Annotated in this window: 18 protein-coding genes and 1 pseudogene; 9 read left to right on the top strand and 10 right to left on the bottom strand. The window is 65.2% G+C overall.

Annotated elements, in window-relative coordinates; genetic code table 11:
* The first annotated feature begins 18 nt into the window (after positions 1 to 18).
* Both XH88_RS23845 and XH88_RS23850 read left to right on the top strand, forming a co-directional pair.
* Positions 19 to 1,026, top strand: a complete 1,008-nt coding sequence (locus tag XH88_RS23845; protein WP_271670727.1) for an alpha/beta fold hydrolase — start codon at positions 19 to 21, stop codon at positions 1,024 to 1,026.
* Positions 1,027 to 1,216: 190 nt separating this feature from the next.
* Positions 1,217 to 1,462 carry a GCG_CRPN prefix-to-repeats domain-containing protein gene (locus XH88_RS23850; protein ID WP_271670728.1) on the top strand — a complete coding sequence of 82 codons (246 nt, stop codon included), beginning with the start codon at positions 1,217 to 1,219 and terminating at the stop codon, positions 1,460 to 1,462.
* Positions 1,463 to 1,577: 115 nt separating this feature from the next.
* Here the strand turns inward: XH88_RS23850 and XH88_RS23855 are convergent.
* A pseudogene (locus tag XH88_RS23855) lies at positions 1,578 to 1,888 on the bottom strand (twin-arginine translocation signal domain-containing protein).
* 172 nt (positions 1,889 to 2,060) lie between these two features.
* On the opposite strand from XH88_RS23855, the gene XH88_RS23860 reads away from it, so the two are divergent.
* Positions 2,061 to 2,714: a glutathione S-transferase family protein gene (locus XH88_RS23860; RefSeq protein ID WP_271670729.1), complete on the top strand. Its 654-nt coding sequence runs from the start codon at positions 2,061 to 2,063 to the stop codon at positions 2,712 to 2,714.
* A gap of 92 nt (positions 2,715 to 2,806) precedes the next feature.
* Positions 2,807 to 2,959: a hypothetical protein gene (locus tag XH88_RS23865; RefSeq protein ID WP_271670730.1), complete on the top strand. Its 153-nt coding sequence runs from the start codon at positions 2,807 to 2,809 to the stop codon at positions 2,957 to 2,959.
* 9 nt (positions 2,960 to 2,968) lie between these two features.
* Here XH88_RS23865 and XH88_RS23870 read toward each other — a convergent pair whose 3' ends face one another.
* Both XH88_RS23870 and XH88_RS23875 read right to left on the bottom strand, forming a co-directional pair.
* Entirely contained in the window at positions 2,969 to 3,316 is a 348-nt protein-coding gene (locus XH88_RS23870) for a hypothetical protein (RefSeq protein WP_271670731.1), read from the bottom strand.
* A 67-nt stretch (positions 3,317 to 3,383) separates the two neighbouring features.
* Complete coding sequence (locus tag XH88_RS23875; protein ID WP_271670732.1) at positions 3,384 to 4,916, bottom strand: acyl-CoA carboxylase subunit beta; 1,533 nt, start codon at positions 4,914 to 4,916, stop codon at positions 3,384 to 3,386.
* A gap of 140 nt (positions 4,917 to 5,056) precedes the next feature.
* On the opposite strand from XH88_RS23875, the gene XH88_RS23880 reads away from it, so the two are divergent.
* From XH88_RS23880 to XH88_RS23890, 3 genes are all read left to right on the top strand, one after another.
* Positions 5,057 to 5,461, top strand: coding sequence for a DUF4260 domain-containing protein (locus tag XH88_RS23880; protein WP_271670733.1), 405 nt, complete (start codon positions 5,057 to 5,059; stop codon positions 5,459 to 5,461).
* Between the two features lie 152 nt (positions 5,462 to 5,613).
* Complete coding sequence (locus XH88_RS23885; protein WP_271670734.1) at positions 5,614 to 6,210, top strand: hypothetical protein; 597 nt, start codon at positions 5,614 to 5,616, stop codon at positions 6,208 to 6,210.
* A 69-nt stretch (positions 6,211 to 6,279) separates the two neighbouring features.
* Complete coding sequence (locus XH88_RS23890; protein ID WP_271670735.1) at positions 6,280 to 7,272, top strand: dienelactone hydrolase family protein; 993 nt, start codon at positions 6,280 to 6,282, stop codon at positions 7,270 to 7,272.
* Positions 7,273 to 7,409: 137 nt separating this feature from the next.
* Here the strand turns inward: XH88_RS23890 and XH88_RS23895 are convergent, their stop codons facing one another.
* Genes XH88_RS23895 through XH88_RS23905 form a run of 3 tightly spaced genes read right to left on the bottom strand, consistent with a single transcriptional unit; the run spans position 7,410 to position 10,166 of the window.
* Positions 7,410 to 7,673 (bottom strand): EscU/YscU/HrcU family type III secretion system export apparatus switch protein, encoded by a 264-nt coding sequence (locus XH88_RS23895; protein WP_271670736.1) that lies wholly within the window; start codon positions 7,671 to 7,673, stop codon positions 7,410 to 7,412.
* Positions 7,670 to 9,313, bottom strand: a complete 1,644-nt coding sequence (locus tag XH88_RS23900; protein WP_271670737.1) for a flagellar hook-length control protein FliK — start codon at positions 9,311 to 9,313, stop codon at positions 7,670 to 7,672. The genes XH88_RS23895 and XH88_RS23900 overlap by 4 nt, the downstream gene beginning before the upstream one ends.
* A 58-nt stretch (positions 9,314 to 9,371) precedes the next feature.
* On the bottom strand, positions 9,372 to 10,166 hold the full coding sequence (locus tag XH88_RS23905; protein ID WP_271670738.1) for an ATP12 family chaperone protein: 795 nt from the start codon (positions 10,164 to 10,166) through the stop codon (positions 9,372 to 9,374).
* A gap of 74 nt (positions 10,167 to 10,240) precedes the next feature.
* Here XH88_RS23905 and XH88_RS23910 point away from each other — a divergent pair, with 74 nt between their 5' ends.
* On the top strand, positions 10,241 to 10,687 hold the full coding sequence (locus XH88_RS23910) for a hypothetical protein (protein WP_271670739.1): 447 nt from the start codon (positions 10,241 to 10,243) through the stop codon (positions 10,685 to 10,687).
* 134 nt (positions 10,688 to 10,821) lie between these two features.
* Here the strand turns inward: XH88_RS23910 and XH88_RS23915 are convergent, their stop codons facing one another.
* The 4 genes from XH88_RS23915 to XH88_RS23930 all read right to left on the bottom strand — a co-directional run bounded on the left by XH88_RS23915 (position 10,822) and on the right by XH88_RS23930 (position 15,525).
* Positions 10,822 to 12,051 (bottom strand): RluA family pseudouridine synthase, encoded by a 1,230-nt coding sequence (locus tag XH88_RS23915; RefSeq protein ID WP_271670740.1) that lies wholly within the window; start codon positions 12,049 to 12,051, stop codon positions 10,822 to 10,824.
* A gap of 52 nt (positions 12,052 to 12,103) precedes the next feature.
* On the bottom strand, positions 12,104 to 13,441 hold the full coding sequence (locus tag XH88_RS23920) for a replication-associated recombination protein A (protein WP_271670741.1): 1,338 nt from the start codon (positions 13,439 to 13,441) through the stop codon (positions 12,104 to 12,106).
* Positions 13,438 to 14,841, bottom strand: a complete 1,404-nt coding sequence (locus XH88_RS23925; RefSeq protein ID WP_271670742.1) for a DegQ family serine endoprotease — start codon at positions 14,839 to 14,841, stop codon at positions 13,438 to 13,440. Before XH88_RS23925 ends, XH88_RS23920 begins: the two co-directional genes overlap by 4 nt.
* Before the next feature lie 306 nt (positions 14,842 to 15,147).
* On the bottom strand, positions 15,148 to 15,525 hold the full coding sequence (locus XH88_RS23930) for a winged helix-turn-helix transcriptional regulator (RefSeq protein ID WP_271670743.1): 378 nt from the start codon (positions 15,523 to 15,525) through the stop codon (positions 15,148 to 15,150).
* Between the two features lie 120 nt (positions 15,526 to 15,645).
* Here XH88_RS23930 and XH88_RS23935 point away from each other — a divergent pair, with 120 nt between their 5' ends.
* Positions 15,646 to 16,659, top strand: coding sequence for a zinc-binding alcohol dehydrogenase family protein (locus tag XH88_RS23935; RefSeq protein ID WP_271670744.1), 1,014 nt, complete (start codon positions 15,646 to 15,648; stop codon positions 16,657 to 16,659).
* The last annotated feature ends 29 nt before the right edge of the window (positions 16,660 to 16,688 follow it).

A 16,688-nucleotide genomic window follows, 5' to 3' on the forward strand; every position in this document is an offset into this window, starting at 1 on the left:
AAAAACACGAGACCTCCCATGAACCGCATCATTCCGGCCGCGCTCGCAGCCGCCCTGCTCGCTGTCCCACTCGCAGCCCGCGCCACCGACGCGCCACAACGCGAACCCTACGGCATCGCGCTCGAAGGTTTTGCCTATCCCTATCCCGTGCACCTGCTGCCGGTCGTCAATGACGGCGAGCGGCTCAGCATGGCCTATATGGACGTCGCGGCGTCGCAGCCGAACGGCCGCACCGTGGTGCTGCTGCACGGGCGCAATTTTCCGTCGAGCTATTGGGCTGATGTCATCAAGATGCTGAGCGAGGCCGGCTATCGCGTCGTGGTGCCGGACCAGATCGGCTTCGGCAAATCCTCCAAGCCTGTGGGCGAGCTGCATTTCGATACGCTGGCGCGCAACACCATCGCGCTGCTCGATCATCTCAAGATCGACAAAGCCGACATCGTCGCGCATTCAATGGGCGGCATGCTGGGCGTGCGCATCGCGCGCGCCTATCCGGACCGCGTCACCCATCTGGTGCTGACCGCACCGATCGGCCTCGAGGACTATCGCCTCTACGTGCCGCCGACGCCGACCGAGAAGATGATGGAGGCCGAAGACAAGCTCACCGCCGACGGCTATCGCAACCAGCTCCAGACCAACTATGCGATCAAGCTGCCGCCCGACGCCATCGCGCCGTTCACCGATGCCCGCTTCAACATCAAGGGCAGCCCGGACTATCCGCGCTGGCTGCATGCCTTCGTCTCTTCCGGCCAGATGATCTATCGCGAGCCGGTCGCGCACGAGATCGCTCTCATCACGGGACCCGTGCTGTTCATCATGGGCGCCGACGATCACAATGCACCGGGCAGACCGAACGCGCCGGAAGCATTGCGCACGAAGATGGGACAAAACGCCGCGCTCGCAAAAGCACTGGCAGCAAAGATGCCGGATGCGCGGGCGGAGGTAATCCCGGACACCGGCCACCTCGTTTTCCTGGAGGCGCCGGAGAAGTACAAGGAAATGGTGTTGAGCTTTCTCCGCCGCTAGCGCCATTCATGTCGCGCAAAGCCGCGCGCGACAAATGTTCATGCCGCATTCAGATCATGATTGGCAGGCTTGCATCGCAACGTGCCGACACGACTGCCAGATTTAACGTGTCGAATCGTGTCTTTTGATTCATCGTGCGCGCAAGCGCGCAAGCTCAAAGATTTGCCCCAAGGACGAGAAGGAAGACCCCATGAAATATCTCTTCGCCGCCCTGATGGTCGCCGGCGCGGTCGTCGGGTTCGGCGAGGCGGCCAGCGCCGCCGGCGGTTGCGGACCGGGCTGGTATCTCGGCCCCTATGGCGGCTGCCGTCCGATGCGCGGTCCGGTTGTCGTGCGCCCCGCTCCCGTCGTGGTCGCCCCGCCTGTCGTCGTCGTGCGCCCGCGCGTTTGCCCCTACGGCTTCCGCTGGTACGCCGGCCGCTGCCGTCCGTTCTGATCTTCCGCACCATGCGAAAGGCCGCGCATGAGCCTGCGCGGCCATTTTCATTGAGCGCCTGACGTCAATAAAAAGGGAATCGTGATCGCGATCTCCTCTTTCATTCCACGCGCTGTTACCAATGACGCCAGTGATTGCGATGCCAGCGACGACGCCAGCCCCAATGGCGATGGCGCCAGCCCCAGTGACGATGGTGCCAGCCCCAGTGACGGTGGTGCCAGCGGCCGCGCCAGTGCACCTGCTCGGGCTTGAGCTGCGCGACTTCCTCGCTGCTGGTCACCGCAGGATCAACTTCCGGACTGCCCTGGGGCATGCCGGCACGACGCAGCGGCTGCGGCGCCGATGGCGCGGCCTGTGCGGCGGCATCAACGCGGCGGCTCCCGCCGCGACACCAAGGGCAAGTTTCAAAAAGTTCCTACGCTCCATGGCGTGTCCTCTGTTTGATCGATCAAGTGATGCAGAGGAAGTGTCGCGACGATGATATGAACTGCCACCGAATCGCTCGTTCAGATGTGGGCCCATGCGAAAAAAAGATCTCTCGACATGTCGGAACGCGCTTTCTCCACCCGTCCTCTGCCAGACAGCACGGAGACACCACATGTCCGATCTCACCCTGACCACCTTCGACTGGGTTCCCCCGCCCCCGCGCGGTTTTGTGCGCGACCTCAGGGTGCGCTGGGCGCTCGAGGAAGCCGCCTTGCCCTATCGCGTCGCGAGCGTGCCGTTCAACGGGCGCGGCGCCGAACATCTCGCGCACCAGCCGTTCGGCCAGGTGCCGTGGCTGACCGATGGCGACCTCTCGATCTTCGAAAGCGGCGCGATCCTGCTCCATCTCGGCGCGCTCAGCGCGAAGCTGATGCCATCAGATCCGCGCGGCCGCGTTGAGGCGACGGAATGGCTGTTCGCCGCGCTCAATTCGGTGGAGATGGCGAGCCTGCCCTGGACGATGTCGAAATTCATGGGCCATCCGAGCGACACGGCGGCGTGGAAGTTCGTGGACGACTTCCTCAAGCTCCGTCTCAAGCATCTCGAGCCGGTGCTTGCGGCGCGCGAATGGCTGGCGGGATCCTTCTCCGTCGCCGACGTCCTGATGTCGGACGTGCTGCGCGTCGTCGATCAATTCGACGGGCTGGCGGACAGCCCCGCCTGCCGCGCCTATGTCGCGCGTGCAACGGGCCGCCCGGCGTTCGCGAAAGCCCACGCGGATCAGATGGCGCATTTCGCTGCGGCGGATAAGGCGCGCGGGATGTGACCCGCCGCACATCATTAACCCGCCGTTAGCCATACGCTCATGGCCACTGGAACGAAGCAATTTGCTTCAAATTGTCCGGTGGAAGGTGACACATGACCCGCATCGACTATCTCAGAGAGCAAGTAGCCCGTGCCGAGCGTCTGGCGAAAGCGATCCTCGACCAGCAAACCTCGGAACGGCTCCAAGCGTTCGCCGCCGAATGTCGCGCGGAGTTGCAGGTGCTGAACCTCAAGCCTGCCGCGTAAGGTAGCGCACTACACCAGCTTCATCGGCGTATCGGTGACCACGCGGAGATCAATCCTGCCGATCAGCGCGGCGCGGCGCGCCTCGGCAGCAGCGATCGCACCGTCCGTCTGCCGCAACGTGCTGATGTTCGAGCCGAGCGAGACGATGCCGCCGAGCACCAGCGCGATCGAGCCGAGCGCGGCGGTCTGACCAAAACCAAACAGCCCGAGGATGGTGATCACGAGCAGCGCCGCACCGCCGCCGATCGCGATCTTGGACGCCAGGATGTACTTCCGGCACCGCTCCGCGATCTCGGCGAGCCGCTCGATCCGGTCTTCGATGTCGGAGATTTCGTCGGTCGGATCGTCTTCGGTCATTGGCTATCAACCAGCAACGGTCGACGGAGAACCCGGATTTTGCTTGCGCTCCATCCGGGCTACGATCTCACAGCGGCAAATTGTCGTGCTTCTTCGCCGGCGCTTCCACCTTCTTGTCCTTCAGCATCGCCAGCGCCCGCGCGATCCGCTTCCGTGTCGAGTGCGGCATGATGACGTCGTCGATGTAACCGCGCTCGGCGGCGATGAAGGGTGACAGGAAGCGGTCCTCGTATTCCTTGGTGCGCGCGGCGATCTTGTCGGGGTCGCCGATGTCAGAGCGGAAGATGATCTCGACCGCGCCCTTGGCGCCCATCACCGCGATCTGGGCGGTCGGCCAGGCGTAGTTCATGTCGGCGCCGATTTCCTTGGACGCCATGACGTCGAAGGCGCCGCCATAGGCCTTGCGGGTGATGACGGTGACGAGCGGCACCGTGCACTGCGAGTAGGCGAACAACAGCTTTGCGCCGTGCTTGATCAGGCCACCATATTCCTGCGCGGTTCCGGGTAAGAAGCCCGGCACGTCGACGAAGGTGACGATCGGGATGTTGAAGGCATCGCAGAAGCGGACAAATCGCGCGGCCTTCCGCGATGCGTCAGAGTCGAGCACGCCGGCCAGCACCATCGGCTGATTGGCGACGAAGCCGACGGTGCGGCCGGCGATGCGGCCGAAGCCGGTGACGATGTTCTTGGCAAAGGCTTCCGCGATCTCGAAGAAGTCGCCCTCGTCCACGACTTTCAGGATCAGCTCCTTCATGTCATAGGGCTTGTTCGGATTGTCGGGGATCAGCGTGTCGAGCGACATGTCGATCCGTGCAGGATCGTCGAAGCTCGGCCATTCCGGCACGCCGTCGCTGTTGTTGGACGGCAGGAAGTCGATCAGGCGCCGCATCTGCAATAGCGTCTCGACGTCGTTCTCGAAGGCGCCGTCCGCGATCGAGGAGCGCGTGGCGTGCACCGAGGCGCCGCCGAGTTCCTCGGCGGTCACGACCTCGTTGGTGACGGTCTTCACGACATCCGGGCCGGTGACGAACATGTAGCTGGTGTTCTTCACCATGAAGATGAAGTCGGTCATCGCGGGCGAATAGACATCGCCGCCGGCGCAGGGGCCCATGATGACCGAGATCTGCGGGATCACGCCCGAGGCGAGCACGTTGCGGCGGAACACGTAGGAATAACCGGCGAGCGCGGCAACGCCCTCCTGGATGCGGGCACCGCCCGCGTCATAGAGGCCGATGATGGGCGCCCGCGCCTTCATCGCCATGTCCTGGAGTTTTGTGATCTTCAGCGCGTGCGTTTCGGACAGCGAGCCGCCGAACACGGTAAAGTCTTTTGCGAAGACGAACGTCTTGCGGCCGTTGACGGTGCCCCAGCCGGTGACGACGCCGTCGCCGGGGACCTTGGTCTTCTCCATGCCGAACTCGGTGGAGCGGTGCTCGACGAACATGTCGAACTCCTCGAACGATCCCTTGTCGAGCAGGAGCTCGATGCGCTCGCGCGCGGTCAGCTTGCCGCGGGCGTGCTGCGCCTCGATGCGCTTCTCCCCGCCGCCGAGCTTGGCCCCGGCACGACGGTCTTCAAGGGCGTCCAGGATATGTTTCATTTGCTCCCGCCAGTTCTTAAGTGATGCGGGGTTCTAACACGGCATTTTGCGGGGCGGGAAGCGGCTTTCAGCCTTGCAGGGCAGCCCTGAATCAGCGTGAAAGCGCAAGGAATTTCAGAGTTTTGCCGCGGGAGGCGAGCATGAGTGAAGCAACGGCCGAAACCGGCGCGGCAACGGGCGGCGTCAACATCCTGCTGCGGCTGGAGGGGCTGACCCTGTTTGCGGGGATGGTGGTGCTTTACTGGGCCTGGGACGGCTCCTGGTGGGTATTTGCCCTGCTCTTCTTCGTCCCCGATCTGAGCTTCCTGGCCTATCTCGTCGACGCCAAATTCGGCGCCATGGTCTACAACGCCGTCCACAGCTACATGGCGCCGGTGGCGCTGCTGACGCTGGGCTTTGGCCTCGCCTCGCCCCTCACCTTGTCCATCGCCTTGATTTGGCTCGCCCATATCGGCATCGACCGGGCGCTGGGCTACGGCCTGAAATATTCCGCCGGCTTCGGCTTCACCCATTTGGGGCGGATCGGCCGGCAGAGCGGTACCTGATCCCGCCCACGGGATGGCCGGCATTTTATTGCCGTTGGCCGGTTGACCGGGCCAGCCGATTCAGGCTTGCTCCTGTCACGATCAGGCGCCGAATGTTGCGTGAGCTCAGTCGGTACGGCGGCGGTCATCACGTCCGGCTGCAAGCATCTCCCATGTCCGCCACGGTCGTTCCCCTGCCTCCGAACAGAGCGTCCGAGACCACCGATTTCCTGCGGCGGATGGCCAGCATGGTGTCGGGCGGGAACGGCGAGATGCTGCTGCGTGCGGCCAGCTTGATCCAATCGCTGGCGCAGCGGGCGATGTCGGCCGAGCGGCTGTTTCACGAGCAGCAGGAGGAGAACAAGCACCTCGCCGAGCGGCGTGCAGCCGCCGAGCTCGCCTCCAACGCCATGATCAATCAGATCGCCGCGCTGCGGACGCAGCTTGCGGAGGTCACCACGGCCGCCGCCGCCGAACGCGCCGCCTTCGATACCGAGCGCGGCAAGCTGCTCATGCTGATGCGGGATGCGGAGAGTCACATCGGCAAGCTCACCACCGAGCTCGAGAGCTTGCGGACCTCCGTCGATGCTTTCAACGAGACCGTCGTCTCAGTGCCGATCGAAGTGCTGCGGCTGGCGCGCACCCAGTTCGACTATCTCTCCAGCGACTTTGCGCGCAAAGGCGATGTGATCTCGGCGGCGATGAGCGAGATCGGCGGCTTCGCCATCGACCAGGCGCTGACGGCGAAGAATCCGGCCGACAAGACGTGAGGCGCGCCCGCGCAAATTGACAGCGCGCACGGGCGTTGATCTACTTCCCGAAAATCAAGGGAGGATCCGATGCCGACGGCATTGCGCGCCGCTGCGGCGCTTATCGCGCTCTGCATTTCGACCGGGCTCGCCAGCGCTCAATCGCTTCCCAAGAACGCGCCGGCCCGGACCGAGATCTTCCCGATCCCGTCACTCACCCTCTCCGACCAGCAATTCCTCAGCGGCGATGCCGCGGCCGGAAAGCCGGTCACGGTTGCCGGCGAATTCCGCGTCGCGCAAGGCTCGGGCAAGATGCCGGTCGTCGTGCTGATGCACGGTTCAAGCGGCGTCAGCCCCACCACGGACGCCTGGGTGCACGCGTTCAACGCCATGGGCATCTCGACCTTCGTCATCGACGGCTTTACCGGCCGCGGTCTCACCGTGGTCGGACCGAACCAGGCTCTGCTCGGCCGGCTCAATCTCATCATCGACGTCTATCGCTCGCTGGAGATTTTGGCGAAGCACCCGCGGGTCGATCCTGACCGCATCGTGCTGATGGGCTTTTCGCGCGGCGGCCAGGCGACGCTCTATGCGAGCCTCGACCGCTTCCACAAGCTCTGGAACAGGTCCGGCCTGCAGTTCGCGGCCTACATCCCGTTCTATCCCGATTGCTCGACGACCTATCAGACCGACACCGAAGTCGCCGCGCGTCCGATCCGCATCTTCCACGGCACGCCCGATGACTATAACCCCGTGAGGAGCTGCAAGGCCTTCGTCGAGCGGCTCAAGTCTGCGGGACGCGACGTGGTGCTGACCGAATATCCTGACAGCGCGCACGGCTTCGACAGCGGCCTGCTCGGCGTCAACAGGGTCACGGTCTCGGCCAACTCGCAGACCGTACGCAACTGCCACATCAAAGAGGGCGACGGCGGCGTGCTGATGAACGGCGATACCAACGCGCCATTCACCTACAAGGACGCGTGCGTCGAGCTCAACCCGCATGTCGGCGGCAATCCCGCCACGGCCGCGGAGTCGCAGAAAGCGGTGGTGGAGTTCCTGCAGGCGTTGTTCAAGCTGGGATAGAGCCGACGCCGGCACTACGAGTGCAGCTGCCGTAGGGTAAGCAAAAGCGAAAGCGTCCCCCACCAATTGCAGATGGCGGGCACGGCGCTGCGCGCCTTTGCCCAACCCTACGGCATCGCGTGTGCTGGCGTTATCCCCTACCGCCCCCGCCCCGACAGCCGCAGCACGAACACCAGCACTTCGGCCACGGCCTTGTAGAGATCGGGCGGGATCTCCTCGCCGAGTTCAACCTTGGAGAGCGCGCCGGCGAGCACTTCATTCTCCTCGATCGGGATGTCATGCGCCCTGGCGATCTCGACGATCTTGGCACCGATCGTGCCCTCGCCCTTGGCGACGACCACGGGCGCGCCGCGGCCCTTCTCGTAATGCAGCGCGATGGCGAGCTTGGACTCCTCGCTCATGTGGCGCGATCCAGGAAATGCCCCGCACGCGCGGGCGCCGGCTGCGGCGGCGTGCCGTCGCGCACGATGATGTCGCCGGGCTTGAGCTGGGCTTTGGTCAGCGCCAGATTGAGCTCACCGATCCCGGCGCGGAGCTGCTGCGCGGTCCCCGGCCGCTCGGCCCACATCCGCACAAAGGTCTTGTCGCCGCTCAGCGTGATCAGCGCGTGCACGGGTCCGCTCGGCTCGAGATTGAGCGTGAATCGCGCGCGCCAGGCACGCTTGGCAAGTTCTGGTGTTTCGTTGTCGCCATCGCGCGAGATCTCGAACTGCGCCATCGCGGTGCCCTGCGTCGTCGCGAACGGAATCTCGAAATTCCACTGCGGCGCGGTCGGATCGATGCGATGTCCGCTGGCATCGGTACGATCAGGAAGCGACGCCACCTGCAGCAGCGTCTGCCGTGCGATCGCGGCGTCGGTATCGCCAAGCAGGCGATGCACGGTTGCCGCGAGCGGCGGGTTTGGTGCCAGCGATGGCGAGGCGACGGCTTGCGGCGACGGCAACGCACCGCGGAACGGCGGTGGCGTCGTCGTAAGTGCGGCCGCTTCGAAGATGCGGCTGTCAGGCACGGGCTTGTTGGAGCCCGGAACGTTGCCGGTCATGCGCGGCAAGCTTTGCGTGACCTCTTGCAGCAGGGTTGCGGCAACACCTGCTGACATGGTGGTGCGCGGCAATGCCGGCTGCGGAGTTGCGCCAGCCACATCCGCCAGCACGGCAGCCGCCAACGCAGCCTCGCGTGGCAATTGCGCGGATTGCGCAGTCCCAACCTCGAGCGGTGACAGCACGGCCTGGGCGGCCTCGCCCGTCACTTGCAGCGGCGAGGCTGCAGTCTGCAGCGTGGCCGCAGTGCCGGACGGAAGTGATGCGCTTGGCGCCGCGACCTGTGGCACGGCGGGCTCCATGGTGCCTGATGTTGCCGCCAGCGTTTGGCGGAGCACCAGCAGCGCGGCCTTCAGGTCCGGCATGGTGCCCGACGGCGGCGTCGTGCCTGCGGCAAGCGAGGCCTCGAGAAACAGGCCGGACTTCTGGAACGCGGATTCGATATCGCCGCCGTCGAGGGCGGTGTGGAGCGGCGTCTGTTGCGCCAGCACGTCCAGCACGGCCTGCTTCAAGCCTTCCGGCAAATCGCTGCCGGTCACGACGGATGTCAGATTGGCGAACAACGGCGCCTGGCTGCCCTGCTTGGTCACGGCCTCGGCCGAGGCCACGGTCACCGCAGCCTGCTCGGTCGGCGTCAGGGGAATGCGTGCCGCGGTCGCGGATGGTGCGAGCGAGGGGCTGTCGATCAGCGAGGCCGCCCTCGGCGTTAAACTAACCTGATCGGCGCTGGCCTCGCCTGGCCCGTTGACCACGGCGAGCCTGATAGTGCCGTCGTTCTGCGAGACCGCGAGCTGGAGATTCTGCCCTGGGGTCAGCGACACCTCGGACATCACGTCCATCGAGAGGTTCGCGATCGCGATCCGCACCAGATTGTCGGCAAGCAGGCTGACGACCCTGGCTTCGACCACGCTACCGGCCTGCAGCACAAGATCCGGCGTCGCCGCATCAGCCACGGGGCTGGGGGCACTGACGGGAAGGATCGAAGTGACTGGCGTCGGCATTTCAGAGGCCCGGGAGAACGCTGGTCCCCACCCTAAGGCCGCCGTCGTAAACCTCTCGTTAAGGACCTTTGACCACGTCGGGATTGACGGCGGCCAGCACCGCCACGGCGGCCTCGAAATCCCTGAGGCGGGTGGCGCGGCGGGCGACCGCCTCCTCGTCCACGCCCCACTGGTCGATATTCCAATCCTCGTCGACATGGGCGGCGGCCCAGACCTGATCGGCGTCGCGCACGCCATGGGCCAGCGCCAGCGCCAGGAGCGCCGAGCCGGTCAGGGTCGTCACCATGTGGAGCGCCGCCACCGACCAGGGATCATCAGGCAGTGCCGCGCGGGCGGCCCTGACCGCCTCGTCCGGCTGCTTCACATGCATGATGCCTTCGGAGAGGATGAAGTGTGCTCCCAGCGCCTCCGCGGCCCAGAACAGCACCGGGTCCCAATGCGCGGCTTCGCGGGCGACCAGCCCCTCGGGATGCCCGGCGCGATAGAACAGCAGGTCGGTCTCGAAGTACTTTGCGAGGTCATCAGTGACGAGTTCGACGCGATCCACCACCCCCTCGACCACGCTGTTGGCGATCCGCGTCAGCGGCATGGTGACGGGATCGATCGCCTCGCCCTGGGCGGCCCATTCCGCGGCCACGGCATCGGCGAGCGCCTGCGAAGGGATCAACACCTGGCGGGCGGACGGGGTGCGGATCGGCTTGCCGTCGAGCGTGATGGCAAAGCCGCCCTCGGCCTCGACGATGCCGGCTTCCTTGTAGAAGCGCTTGCGCAGCGGCGTGCGCGCGGACGCCCGCGCCGATTCCCTGGGATCCGGCGGGGGCTGGTTAGCTGCTTCTTCGAACAATTCGCGCATGTGAGTTTTCGGTCCCGGTCGCTCGATGCTAGCTTTTAAGATAAGACCTGTGGCCGATAAAGCGAGCGGCGGGCATGAGGGAACTTGCTGGCATTGTGGCCCTGCTGACCGGGCTTTGGCCCGCCGCAGCCGAGGCCGGTTTTCGCACCCCGGAATCGCTGGTCCGGAACGTCTACGCTTACTATGGCGAAGGTGCACCGGAGCTTTCCAAAGGCCTGCCGCGGGACGCGGCGACCACCCGGCAATTTTTCGATCCCTCTTTGCGCAAAGCATGGTCCGAGCCGCGGAACGAACCCTACGACTTCCTGGTGCAGAGCCCGAACTGGAAACTCGGCCCGGTCGCGATCGCGATCCTGCGCAAGCAATACGACAAGACCTATGTCGCGGCGAATTTCGACAATCGCGGACGACGGGTGGCGCTGAACTTCATCCTGGTCAACGGTCCGGAAGGCTGGCTGATCACGGACGTTGAGAGTCCGCATGATTCATTGCGGATGTTTCTCGAGCAGTTTCGGAACTAGCCGCCGCCGTCATGCCCCGGGCTTGACCGGGCATCCAGTACGCCGCGGCGGATATGGTGAGAGCGAATTCGGCTCCCCTCTCGAATACTGCATCGCCCGCCTTCGGGCGATGACGCTGAGGAGGTGTTACGCCCCTACTCCTCCGGCGCATTCTCGATCGGATCAAACCGGCTGGCGTCCAGCCCGAGCAGATTCCACGACTGCTGCATGTGCGGCGGCAACGGCGCGGTGGCATCGATCACGCCGCCGCGCGGATGCGGGATGACGATGCGGCGCGCGAGCAGATGCAGCCGGTTTTGCAGGCCGCCCGGCAGCTGCCAGTTCTCGATGTTGAAATATTTGGGATCGCCGACGATGGGATGGCCGATATGGGCCATGTGGGCGCGAAGCTGGTGCGTGCGGCCCGTCACCGGCTTCAGCGACACCCAGGTCAGCTTGTTGCCGGCGGTTTCGACGACCGCGTAATAAGTGACGGCGTGGCTCGCGCCCTCGTCGCCATGCTGGGCGATGCGCATGATGGTGTCGTCCTCACCTTCGTCCTTCGCCAGGAAGGTCGAGATGCGGCCCTGCTTCGGCTTCGGCAGACCCGGCACCAGCGCCCAATAGACTTTTCGCGCCGAGCGCGAACGGAACGCGCCGGTCAAGTGCGAGGCGGCAAAGCGCGTCTTGGCGATCAAGAGGCAGCCCGAGGTCTCGCGATCGATGCGGTGCACGAGCCGCGGCTTCTGCCCCTTTGAATCGCGCATCACCTCCAGCATCTGGTCGATGTGGCGCGTCATGCCCGAGCCACCCTGCACGGCGAGGCCGGCGGGCTTGTTCAGGACGAGGACGTCGTCGTCCTCGTAGATCGTCATCTCCTTCAGCGCCTTGAGCGTCTTCTGCGCAGCCTCCGAGAGCTCGCCGCCGACCTTCGGCGCATCGAGCTTCAGCGGCGGAATGCGGACGCTCTGCCCCTCCTCCAACCGGTCCTTGCTGTCGACGCGCTTGCCGTCGACGCGCAGCTCGCCTTTGCGGACGACGCGCTGGATGTGGGAAAACGACAGGCCGGGAAAGCGCGCTTCGAGGAAGCGATCGACCCGCATGTTGTTCTCATCAGCCGTGACCGCGACGGTCTGCACCTTGGTCGGCAGCAGCGGCTCGACCGACTTCGCCGGCGCGGCCCTTTGCAGCTCAGCCTTCTCCAGCTTGGCCTGGGGCGGACGACGCTCCGCGCGCTCGCCCGCAAAGCGCGGCGGCTTCCCGCCGGGCTTGCCGCCCGGACGCGGCCCCGCCTTCTTCGCGCTCCGCGCCTTGAACGGGCGCGATTCCTTGCGCTCATCGCGCGAACGGGACTCTTGGTTGGTTCTTTTGATGCGGCGGCTCATGCTTGCCTGCCTACCCTAAAAGCTGCCTTTCGTCACGACGAAACGGCGACCTCTAGCGCGAGCCGCCCCGCTCCTTGCGCAGCTTGGCCCAGTAATCCAGCCGCTTGCGAATCTCGCGCTCGAAGCCTCGCTCGGGCGGATCATAGAAGGTCTGGCGGCCGAGGGCCTCCGGGAAATAGTCCTGGCCGGAGAAGGCATCGGGGGCGTCGTGGTCGTATTCGTAGCCGGAGCCGTAGCCTTCCGACTTCATCAGCTTCGTCGGCGAGTTCAGGATGTGCTTGGGCGGCAGCAGCGAGCCGGCCTGTTTTGCGACCTGCATCGCGGTACCGAACGCCGTGTAAACCGCATTCGATTTCGGCGCGGTGGCGAGATAGACGACGGCCTGCGCGATGGCGAGCTCGCCTTCGGGATGGCCGAGGAAGTCGAAGGCATCCTTCGCCGCGTTGGCGATGACGAGCGCCTGCGGATCGGCAAGACCGATGTCTTCCACCGCCATGCGCACGACGCGGCGGGCCAGGAACAGCGGGTCCTCGCCGGCATCGAGCATGCGCGCGAGGTAGTAGAGCGCCGCATCCGGATCGGAACCGCGCACCGACTTATGCAGCGCCGAGATCAGATTGTAGTGGCCGTCGGCGGATTTGTCGTAGATCGGCGCGCGGCGCTGCAGGATCTCCTGCAGCTGCGCAGCGTTGAAGATTTCGTCCGCGCGTGCCGAGCGCCAGACCTCTTCGGCCAGCGTCAGCGACGCGCGGCCATCGCCATCGGCCATGCGGACCAGCACGGCGCGTGCTTCCGCATCGAGCGGCAGCTTGCGGCCCTCGACCTCTTCGGCATGCGCAAACAGCTTCTCGATCGCGGCCGCATCGAGCGAGCGAAACACCAGGACGCGCGCGCGGGAGAGCAACGCCGCATTGAGCTCGAAGGACGGGTTCTCGGTGGTGGCGCCGACCATCACGACGGTGCCGTCTTCCATCACCGGCAGAAACGAATCCTGCTGCGCCCGGTTGAAGCGGTGCACCTCGTCGACGAACAGCAGCGTGCCCTTGCCCATCTCGCGCCGGGCACGCGCGGCATCAAACGCCTTCTTCAGATCGGCGACGCCGGAGAACACCGCCGAGATCTGCTCGAAATGCAGGTCGGTCGCATCGGCAAGCAGCCGCGCCACCGTGGTCTTGCCGGTGCCGGGCGGTCCCCAGAACACCAGCGATCCGAGCGTGCGCGTCTCCAGCATGCGCGTCAGCGCACCGTCGGGGCCGAGGATGTGATCCTGGCCGACAACCTCCGACAGCGCGCGCGGCCGCAGCCGGTCCGGCAGCGGATGCGGGGCATCGTGATCGAGCCCCGCCGCGGCAAAGAGAGTTGGCGCCTCCTGTGGTCGCTTCGGACTCATCCGCCCAGCGTAACGTTGATCTGCTGACCGCCGCGCACCAGCGCGATGCGCCAGAGCCGCGGCTGCTCCTTCGCTGCCCGCTCCAGGTCGCTGGTCTTGCCGATCTTCTGGTTGTTCACGGACAGGATGATGTCGCCCTTCTGGAAGCCGACATTCTGTGCCGCCGTACCGTCGCCGATGTCGGTGACGACGACGCCCTCGGTGTCGGCGTCCAGATGCAGCTCGTCAGCCACCGCCGGCGTGATGGTGGAGATCCTCGCGCCCTGGAACGGCGAACGCGTGGTGATAACGAGCTCGTTGCGGCCGATGTCGGGCGCGGTCTCGAGCGCAATCGTCAGCTTGAGCGGCTTGCTGCCGCGCTGCACGTCGATCTGCGCGGTGCCGCCGAGTGGACGGGTGGCGAAGCGGTAGTCGAACGCATTGGGATCATCCACCGTCTGGCCATCGATCGCGGTGATCAGGTCGGAGGATTTCAGGCCGGCCTTCGCCGCGGGACCGTTCGGCACGACGCTGGCGACCAGGGCGCCGCTCGGCGTCTTGAGGCCGAGGCTTTCGGCGATCTCCGGCGTCACCGCCTGCAACTTCGCACCGAGCCACGGACGCTTCACCGCCTTGCCGCCGCTCTTGGCGGAGGCCACGACGACGCGCACCATGTTGGCCGGAATCGCAAAACCAATGCCCTGCGAGCCGCCGGAGCGCGAATAGATCGCAGTGTTGATGCCGGCGAGCCGGCCATTCATGTCCACCAGCGCGCCGCCGGAATTGCCTGGATTGATCGGCGCATCAGTCTGGATGAAGAACTGATAGTCGGTGATGCCGACCTGCGTGCGCGCCAGCGCCGAGATGATGCCGTGGGTCACGGTCTGGCCGACACCGAACGGATTGCCGATCGCCAGCACGACATCGCCGACCATCAGCTCGTCGGAGTTGGTGAACTCGAGCGCCGGGAACTTCTCGTGGCTATCCTTGAGACGCAGCACGGCGAGGTCGCTGCGCGAATCCTTCAGCACGATCTCGGCTTCGAACTCGCGCTTGTCCGACAGCGACACCTTCACCTGGTCGGCGCCTTCGATGACATGAACGTTGGTGACGACGAGGCCGGAGGAATCGACGATCACGCCCGAGCCCAGCGAGCGCTGCACCTGCTCCTGCTGCTGCCCGTCGCCGAAGAAACGGCGGAAGATCGGATCATCCAGCAGCGGATTGCGGTTCTGCACCACCTTGGCGGCATAGACGTTGACGACAGCCGGCTGCACCCGCTGCACGATCGGCGCATAAGACAGCCGCAGTTCGGCCGGCGACGACGGGACGCGGCGCTCCTGCGCGGCAGCCGGATTGAAGTGGGTCGAAAAGCCTATGCACAATGCCGTGACGACGGCGGTCCAGGTCGATCGAAACATTCCTACCTCTTGGAAAAGACGCCGGAATATAGGCGCGTTCGTCCCTCAATAGAAGGGCGCCCGGGGGCAATATTGGGGTCCATCAGGACGCCTTGGGCCTACAAGTTCTGCGTGCGCCACGCCGAACTGGAACGTCAACAGCAGCGTCCGCTTCGGGCTGGGTCATCTGCATGGCGACGTGTCGAAAGCAGGCGAGCGCGACATCTTCGGTCAACACCGGCTCGTCCTTGCGTGCGGTCGCCATGCGTACGCTTGTGGCGTTCCAAGGCGATCTCTACCGAGAGCGGCACACGCCGCTGCCGGTTCTCACGCCGCGCGCTTCGGCTTCCTCACGACCACTGGCGGCGGCGCGCAGGACAGCCGCTGCTGGTGGCTCTCGCCCCAGGCCTTCAGGATGTCGATCACCGGCCTGAGACTCTCGCCGAGTTCGGAAAGGCAGTATTCGACCCGCGGCGGCACTTCGGCATAGACCTTGTGGATGACGAGCTTGTCCTCCTCCAGCGCGCGAAGCTGTTTGGTCAACATCCGCTGGGTGATGCCAGGCATCCGCCGGCGCAATTCGCCGAAGCGCTGGGTGCCGCCCTGGAGATGGTAAAGGATCACGCCCTTCCATTTGCCGTCGATCAGGTCCAGCGTCGCCTCGACCGAGCAGCCCGGACGCCGGGCAAAATTGCGCCGTCTCATGCGTGTTTTCCCAATAGTATCCAAACAGGGACTATATCCCCGAATTTACAGTACTTGCCAAACCGGAGCCAGAACGACAGTTAGAGCGGCAGGCGAAACGCCATCTGATGGAGACAAGCCATGAAGGCCGTCGGCTACAAGAAATCGCTTCCGATCGAGGATCAGGACGCGCTGATCGATTTCGAAACCGCCAAGCCCGAGCCGCAGGGACGCGACATTCGCGTCGTCGTGAAGGCCATCTCGGCCAATCCGGTCGATTACAAGGTGCGCAAGCGCGCCGCCCCGCCCGAGGGCGAGACCAAGATTCTCGGCTATGACGCCGCCGGCGTGGTCGATGCCGTCGGTCCCGAGGTCACGCTGTTCAAGCCGGGCAACGAGGTATTTTACGCAGGCTCGATCCTGCGCCAGGGCACCAATGCCGAATTCCACCTGGTCGACGAGCGCATCGTCGGCAACAAGCCGAAGTCGCTCTCGTTCGCACAGGCCGCCGCCCTGCCCCTCACCTCCATCACCGCCTGGGAATTGCTGTTCGACCGGCTCGGCGCAATTCCCGGCAAGAGCATCGATCCGCGCACGCTCCTGATCACCGGCGGCGCCGGCGGCGTCGGCTCGATCCTGATCCAGCTTGCCCGTCGCCTCACCGGGCTCACTGTGGTCGCGACCGCGACGCGACCGGAGTCGCAAAAATGGTGCCTCGATCTCGGCGCGCATGCGGTGATCGACCACGGCAAGCCGATGAAGGAGCAGATCGAAAAGCTCAAGCTGCCGCCGGTCGCGCTGGTGGCGAGCCTCACCTTCACCGATCAGCACTACAAGAGCATTGCTGAATTCATGGCGCCGCAGGGCCGCTTCGGCCTGATCGACGATCCCCCGGAGTTCACCATGAGCACGTTCAAGGGCAAGGCGATCTCGGTGCACTGGGAATCGATGTTCACGCGCTCCTCGTTCCAGACATCGGACATGATCGCGCAACATCACCTGCTCAATGACGTCGCCGATCTCATCGACAAGGGCGTGCTGCGCACCACGCTCGACCAGACCTTTGGCACGATCAACGCAGCCAACCTCAAGCGCGCGCACGCGCTGCTCGAGAGCGGCAAGTCGCGCGGCAAGATCGTGCTGGAGGGATGGTAGCGGAAGACACCGTAGGATGGGCTTTGCCC

It is taken from the genome of Bradyrhizobium sp. CCBAU 51627 (assembly GCF_028128765.1).
In the GTDB taxonomy this organism is placed as follows: Bacteria; Pseudomonadota; Alphaproteobacteria; order Rhizobiales; family Xanthobacteraceae; genus Bradyrhizobium.